6 protein-coding genes are annotated in these 4,076 nt (G+C 53.0%); 2 read left to right on the forward strand and 4 right to left on the reverse strand.

Annotation, left to right across the window (positions count from 1 at the left end):
- Nucleotides 1-35: 35 nt before the first annotated feature.
- The 4 genes from RUMCAL_RS13385 to RUMCAL_RS13400 form a co-directional block, all read right to left on the reverse strand.
- A complete protein-coding gene (locus RUMCAL_RS13385; protein ID WP_021683525.1) occupies nucleotides 36-269 on the reverse strand; it encodes a KH domain-containing protein in 234 nt (77 codons plus the stop codon).
- A gap of 190 nt (nucleotides 270-459) precedes the next feature.
- A complete protein-coding gene (gene rpsP / locus RUMCAL_RS13390) occupies nucleotides 460-702 on the reverse strand; it encodes a 30S ribosomal protein S16 (protein WP_040648310.1) in 243 nt (80 codons plus the stop codon).
- A 70-nt stretch (nucleotides 703-772) separates the two neighbouring features.
- Complete coding sequence (gene ffh / locus RUMCAL_RS13395) at nucleotides 773-2,188, reverse strand: signal recognition particle protein (RefSeq protein WP_021683528.1); 1,416 nt, start codon at nucleotides 2,186-2,188, stop codon at nucleotides 773-775.
- 25 nt (nucleotides 2,189-2,213) lie between these two features.
- A complete protein-coding gene (locus RUMCAL_RS13400; protein ID WP_051343882.1) occupies nucleotides 2,214-2,573 on the reverse strand; it encodes a hypothetical protein in 360 nt (119 codons plus the stop codon).
- Nucleotides 2,574-2,867: 294 nt separating this feature from the next.
- Between RUMCAL_RS13400 and RUMCAL_RS14880 the strand changes: the two genes are divergently transcribed.
- Nucleotides 2,868-3,506: a hypothetical protein gene (locus tag RUMCAL_RS14880; protein WP_051343884.1), complete on the forward strand. Its 639-nt coding sequence runs from the start codon at nucleotides 2,868-2,870 to the stop codon at nucleotides 3,504-3,506.
- A 124-nt stretch (nucleotides 3,507-3,630) separates the two neighbouring features.
- Nucleotides 3,631-4,047: a hypothetical protein gene (locus RUMCAL_RS13410; RefSeq protein ID WP_021683531.1), complete on the forward strand. Its 417-nt coding sequence runs from the start codon at nucleotides 3,631-3,633 to the stop codon at nucleotides 4,045-4,047.
- Nucleotides 4,048-4,076: the final 29 nt, after the last annotated feature.

Consider the following 4,076-nt stretch of genomic DNA (forward strand, 5'->3'; position numbering starts at 1 on the left):
TCGCCAGACGCTCTTTGTGCGGTATTGCCCTAAACTCAATCGATCTCGACTGCGATCTTCTGATTGTTTTTCGCAGCACCGGAACGCATGATTACACGAATTGCCTTTGCAATGCGTCCCTGCTTGCCGATGACGCGTCCGGTATCCTCCGGTGCAACGTGCAGATGATAAACGATCACGCCTTCTTCATTGGGTGCGTCCTCTGTGATCTGAATGGCAGTCGGGTCTTCCACCAAACCGGCAACGATCACTTTCAACAGTTCCTGCATGTGTCATACCTCCTTGTGAACAACAGTTACGGCAATACCGCACAAAGTCGCCAGACGCTCTTTGTGCGGTATTGTCATGCGATTGCTCCACTGGTCAGCCGTAGCACACAGGATACGGTTCACCGGCGGAGCAATCCTGTTCTGCCATTGCAGAACAACCCCGCACTGGCACTTTCCCTAAGTGTAAAACTTAGAGAACGCCTTCCTTCTTCAGGATCACCTTAACGGTATCGGTCGGCTGTGCACCATTCTTCAGCCAAGTCTTTGCCTTGTCAGCGTCCAGATTAACAACTGTCGGCTCCTTGGTCGGATCATAGTAACCGATCTCCTCGATGAAGCGGCCATCTCTCGGATAACGCTCATCAGCAACAACAATACGATAGAACGGAGCCTTCTTTGCACCCATTCTTCTCAGTCTGATCTTTACTGCCATTTGAAATTCACCTCCGTGTTTATTCTTGACAAATGTCAAATCTATCTCCAGCAGTTTCCTGCGGGATCTCTTATTTCTTCGGCGGCATCAGCCCCGGCGGAACGCCCGGGATACCGCCCTGCAGGCTTTGCAGCTGCTCCGGATTCATGTTTGCCAGACGCTTCATGGCACGGCGGTTCATCTTGCCGCCTTTGCCTGCCTTGCCGCCCAGCTGCTTCATCATCTTCTGCATCTGGTCGAACTGTTTCAGCAGACGGTTCACATCTTCCACCTTGGTGCCGCTTCCGGCAGCAATACGCCGCTTGCGGGAGGGGTTGATGATCGAGGGCTTTGCCCGTTCCGCTTTGGTCATGGACGTAATCATTGCCTCAATGCGGACAAACTGCCGGTCATCGATGTCGGCATCTTTCAGCTTGCTGCCCACGCCGGGGAGCATGCCGATAATGGATTTCAGGGAGCCCATTTTCTGGATCTGCCGCAGCTGTTCCAGCAGGTCGTCCATGTCGAAGCGGTTTTCCTCCAGCTTCTTCGCCATTTTCTCGGCATCTTTCTGGCTGATGGTGTTTTCCGCCTTTTCGATCAGCGTCAGCATATCGCCCATGCCCAGAATGCGGGAAGCCATTCGCTGGGGGTGGAACTGTTCGAATTCGTCCAGCTTTTCGCCCATGCCCACATACTTAATGGGCTTACCGGTGACTGCCAGCACGGACAGTGCCGCACCGCCGCGGGTGTCGGAGTCCAGCTTGGACATCAGCACGCTGTCAATGCCCAGTGCATCATCAAATGCCTTTGCCACGTTGACGGCATCCTGACCTGTCATGGCATCGACCACCAGCATGATCTCGTTGGGGTTGGTCAGTTCTTTCAGATCCTTCAGTTCGTCCATGAGCTCGGTGTCGATGTGCAGACGGCCGGCGGTATCCAGGATCACCACGTCATTGCCGTGATCCTTGGCAAACCGCAGTGCCTCTTTGGCAATGATCCGCGGGTCGATCTGTCCCATTTCAAAGACCTTGACACCGGCACGCTCGCCCACCACCTGCAGCTGGTTGATCGCCGCCGGACGGTAAATATCGCATGCCACCAGCAGCGGATAATGCCCTTCCTTTTTCAGCATCTTCGCCAGCTTGGCGGAATGAGTCGTCTTACCGGAGCCCTGCAAGCCGCACATCATGATGACGCAGGGCGGCTTGGACGGGAACTGGATCCGGGCGTTTTCGTTGCCCATGAGATTGCACAGTTCCTCGTTGACGATCTTGATGACCTGCTGTGCCGGTGTCAGACTGCTGAGCACTTCTTCCCCGACTGCACGTTCGGAAACCTTTTTGACAAAATCCTTGACGACCTTGTAGCTGACATCCGCTTCCAGCAGAGCCATGCGAACTTCCCGCATGGCTTCCTTGACATCACTTTCAGTCAGCTTGCCGTGGGATTTCAGCTTTTTGAACACCTGATTCAATTTTCCGGAAAGTCCCTCAAATGCCATGTGATCTCCTCCCCTGCAAGTTTTTTCAGAGCAGCTCCAGCCCGTGATGTACCGCTTCCATTGCCTCGCGGCAGGCGGTCTGCACCTGCGGCTGGTCTGCCGTCTGTGTCTGGATCGACTGTAACGTCGAGGCGATCGCACTGTAGTTTTCCCGCAGAGCGTTGAACCTCGCCGCAAACTGCAGCTTGTCTTCCATTTCCTGCAAAATCTGTTCGCCACGCTTGATGCCGTCCCGCACCCCCTGACGGGTGATGCCGACGATCTCCGCGATCTCGCTGAGGGACAGGTCTGCACAATAATACAGTTCCGTCAGCCGATACTGATGCGGTGTCAGAAATTCGCCGTAGCAATCCAGCAGCATGGCAAATCGCAAATCCTTGGACATTCCCAGCCGCCTCCTGCCTGTAAAAGTCATCTGCTTTACAAGTATACCCGATTTTCCGCCGCTTGTCAAGCCCTTTTTCTTCGTGAAACTGCACAAATTTGAAATCCCACTTTTTCCGGTTATGCAATATATTTGCTTATTTTTCATGTTTTATTTGCATTCTCCTTGACATTCTCCAAAAATACGCCTATAATAGATAGAAAAGCACAGAACAACACCGCACAAGGCTTGTGCCGTGTTGCCACAGGAATATTCCGGCAGTTCTCGCCGGAAACCGCGAAAGGAATGACAAAAATGACTTTTGATGAAATGTTTGCACAGGCAAAGGCACTGCTGGAAAACGCCAGTGCCAAGGACACCGACACCGCCGTATCGATACAGTTTGATGTTTCCGGTGACGGCTGCGGTGCATTCTATGCAGTAGTTTCCGCAGACAGCGACAAGCTGACCATTGAGCCGTTTGACTATAAGGATCACGATGTACTGGTATCCGCAGATTCCGCTGCCCTGCTGGACGCTCTGCGTACCGCAGAAACCGCTGCACTGGAACTCGCCGGTGAATGGGAAAAGATCGTGGCATTCCGCAGCGTTCTGGATACTCTGCCCAAGCCGAAGAAGGAGGCTGCTCCCAAGGCAAAGGCTCCGGCTGCGAAGAAAGCCCCTGCAAAGCCGGCTGCAAAAAAGGCAGAAGCACCGAAGACTGCTGCGACTGTAAAAAAGACAGAACCGGTAAAGTCTGCTGCAAAAAAACCGGCGACTGCAACCGCAAAGAAGGAAACCGTCAAGGCTGAAGCTCCCAAGGCTGCTGCGGCTGTCAAGACCGAACCGGTAAAGCCGGCAGTGAAAACTGCTTCTGCAACTGCAAAGGTTCCCGCTGCAAAGCCGGCTGCAACCACTGCCAAGACTGCTGCTGCGAAGAACAGCAAAAAGTAAAGGCAATACCGCACAAAGACTCCTCGGGGACGACACCCATCACAAAAAACAGCCGTGACAACACCGTGCAAAGCCGACAGACCGGCTCTGTTCAGCGTTGCCCTCAGAGAAAGGAGTCCTTGAAATGCCGCAGATCACCGTAACAGATGAACAGGGAAATTCTTATTTTCCCACCTATCCCAGACGGGCAAGAGGACTTGTCAAAAAAGGGCGGGCAAGATTCATCAGTGCAAATACGATCTGTCTGAACTGTCCGCCGCAGAATCAGGAGGAACAGCAGATGACAGAAAATACAAATACAAGCAGCCTCACAGCTCCCACTGCCGCTGAAATTTTTGCAGAATTGCAGCAGATCCGGCAGGATACCCAGCATCTTTCGCTGGCTCTGGAAAAACTGGAAAAGGTTCCCGCAGACAACAATGCCGATGAGAAGATTTGTCAGGCAAAGATCGACGCGATTGAAGAAGTTGTCGTACAGCGGGAGGAAACCAATCGTTCTCTCATTACGCTGTATGAAAAGCTGTACGATGCGATCCGTTAAGGCAATACCGCACAAAGCTTGTGCGTAAG

The sequence above is a fragment of the Ruminococcus callidus ATCC 27760 genome (assembly GCF_000468015.1).
Lineage (GTDB): Bacteria > Bacillota > Clostridia > Oscillospirales > Ruminococcaceae > Ruminococcus_C > Ruminococcus_C callidus.

Coding starts and splice junctions, on each gene's coding strand:
- RUMCAL_RS14880 (WP_051343884.1), top strand. CDS start 2,868: ATGACTTTTGATGAAATGTTTGCACAGGCAAAGGCACTGCTGGAAAAC.
- rpsP (WP_040648310.1), bottom strand. CDS start 702: ATGGCAGTAAAGATCAGACTGAGAAGAATGGGTGCAAAGAAGGCTCCG.
- RUMCAL_RS13410 (WP_021683531.1), top strand. CDS start 3,631: ATGCCGCAGATCACCGTAACAGATGAACAGGGAAATTCTTATTTTCCC.
- ffh (WP_021683528.1), bottom strand. CDS start 2,188: ATGGCATTTGAGGGACTTTCCGGAAAATTGAATCAGGTGTTCAAAAAG.
- RUMCAL_RS13385 (WP_021683525.1), bottom strand. CDS start 269: ATGCAGGAACTGTTGAAAGTGATCGTTGCCGGTTTGGTGGAAGACCCG.
- RUMCAL_RS13400 (WP_051343882.1), bottom strand. CDS start 2,573: ATGTCCAAGGATTTGCGATTTGCCATGCTGCTGGATTGCTACGGCGAA.